The organism is Ruegeria sp. YKSE079 (genome assembly GCF_059612845.1).
In genome coordinates, this window is sequence record NZ_JBXWRJ010000050.1 from 1 (window position 1) to 1,881 (window position 1,881).

The following is a 1,881-nucleotide window of genomic DNA, read 5'->3' on the forward strand; positions in this document are numbered from 1 at the left end:
GCTGGTGATGGCATGGAAATCCCCTGTGAAATGCAGGTTCATGTCTTCCATCGGAACAATTTGAGCGTTGCCGCCGCCGGCGGCGCCGCCCTTCATACCGAAATTCGGGCCAAGTGAGGCTTCGCGGATGCAGATCATCGCCTTTTTGCCGATCCGGTTGAGCCCATCGCCCAAGCCAACCGTTGTGGTGGTTTTTCCCTCGCCCGCAGGTGTCGGATTGACAGCCGTGACAAGGATCAGCTTGCCATCGGGCCGGTCCTGAACCGAGTTGATAAAACCCTGGCTCACCTTCGCTTTGTCATGGCCATAGGGCAGCAGATCTGCCTGATCGATCCCCAGCGCAGCGCCGATCTCTTGGATCGGCTTTTTCTGCGCCGCTCGGGCGATCTCGATATCCGTTTTGAAAGCCATATGACGTCCTTCCCGTTTTTTGGCCGTTCGCCACCCTCCTTCGCGGTGGCGGTGATGGAGATTGGGGTGATCGGCAGAGCTGCGTTCAGCCGCTCTGCAAAAGGGTTTCGGGCACAGCCGAGCGCACGTGCGCGACGCCCGACGCTTCGATGATTTCTGACACCAAGTGCTCGCGCCGATAGGCCATGACATGAACCCCCGCGACGCCCTGGATCTCACGGATTTCCTGGATCAATTCGATGCAGATGTTCTTGCCCTCGTCGCCGGGGGATCTCGCGGCTTCCATCCGCTCGATCAGCGGATCTGGAATGTGAATGCCCGGTACATTCGCGCGCATCCAGCGGGCGCCTCGGGCCGAAGGCAATGGACCGACGCCAGCCAGGATAAACACCTTCTTATCAAGTCCCAGATCGCGCACCCGCGCCATAAAGCGGCGGAACAGACCGATATCGAAGATGTAGTTTGTCTGGATGAACTCGGCGCCAGCGGCTACCTTTTTCGCCAAGCGCTGAGGCCGCCACTCAAAGGGCGGGATGCAGGGGTTCTCCGCCGCCCCCAGAAAGACACGCGGCGGGTCGGTAATCTTGCGGCCCGACAGAAACATGCCCTGATCCCGCATCGTCCGGATGGCCCGCAACAGCGACACCGAGTCAAAGTCGAACACCGGCTTGGCCTGAGGGTGGTCACCGACACCAACGCCGTCGCCTGTCAGGCAAAGCACATTTGAGATCCCCAGCGCCGCGGCGCCCAAGACATCCCCCTGAATGGCAATCCGGTTTCTGTCCCGGCACGAAATCTGATAGACCGCCCCGTGCCCGGCCTTGGCCAACAGGGCGCTGATGCACACGGACGACATATGACAATTGGCGCCGGACGCATCTGTGGCGTTGATCGCATCCGCAACCGCCACCAGAGGGCTGGCGGCGTCATAGACGTCGGCAGGGTTGGCGCTGTCGGGCGGATTGAGCTCGGCGGTGACCGCGAAATGGCCCGCCCGCAGCACGCGTTCAAGGCGGCTGTTCGAAACATGTCCGGGCGGAGGTGCAGAATTGGGCCTGAATGGGGTATCCGATTGATCCGACAAAAGGGTCATTGGGCGACCTCGCTTGAAACATCCGCCTGTCGCTTGGCCGCAGCTTTGTCGCGTGCGACCTGAAGCCAAGAAGACCGCCCCGACAATCGGCGATCGACCGGCGGCAAAACATCACCGATGCGTGAGGGGCCGGGCATGCGCGACGCCCCGTCCCATGCCAAAACCCAGACGCAGCGCATGTCCGGTTTAACCTCGCAAAACCCGTTGGCCCGGACGCCGCCGCAGGGGCCGTTGCGCAATTCCTTTGGACAGTTCATCGGGCAAGACATGCCAGTTGAGGACAACGCGCATTGCCCACACATCTTGCAGTCGAACAGCAGCCCTTTGGCGGCGCGTTCGACCACGGCCACCGGACGCTCGAGCCGGTCATAACCGAT

Annotated in this window: 3 protein-coding genes; all 3 read right to left on the bottom strand. The window is 61.6% G+C overall.

Translation table 11 applies throughout. The features are described 5' to 3' along the window. Positions 1 to 411: formate--tetrahydrofolate ligase (locus AC2FMY_RS21930; protein ID WP_496808103.1), on the bottom strand; the 411-nt coding region annotated here is incomplete at its 3' end. 85 nt (positions 412 to 496) lie between these two features. After that, on the bottom strand, positions 497 to 1,504 hold the full coding sequence (locus AC2FMY_RS21935; protein ID WP_496752591.1) for a methylenetetrahydrofolate reductase: 1,008 nt from the start codon (positions 1,502 to 1,504) through the stop codon (positions 497 to 499). Then, a partial coding sequence (locus tag AC2FMY_RS21940) for a methylenetetrahydrofolate reductase C-terminal domain-containing protein (RefSeq protein ID WP_496808104.1) occupies positions 1,501 to 1,881 on the bottom strand: 381 nt, incomplete at its 5' end. The genes AC2FMY_RS21935 and AC2FMY_RS21940, both read right to left, overlap by 4 nt.

Coding starts and splice junctions, on each gene's coding strand:
- AC2FMY_RS21935 (WP_496752591.1), bottom strand. CDS start 1,504: ATGACCCTTTTGTCGGATCAATCGGATACCCCATTCAGGCCCAATTCT.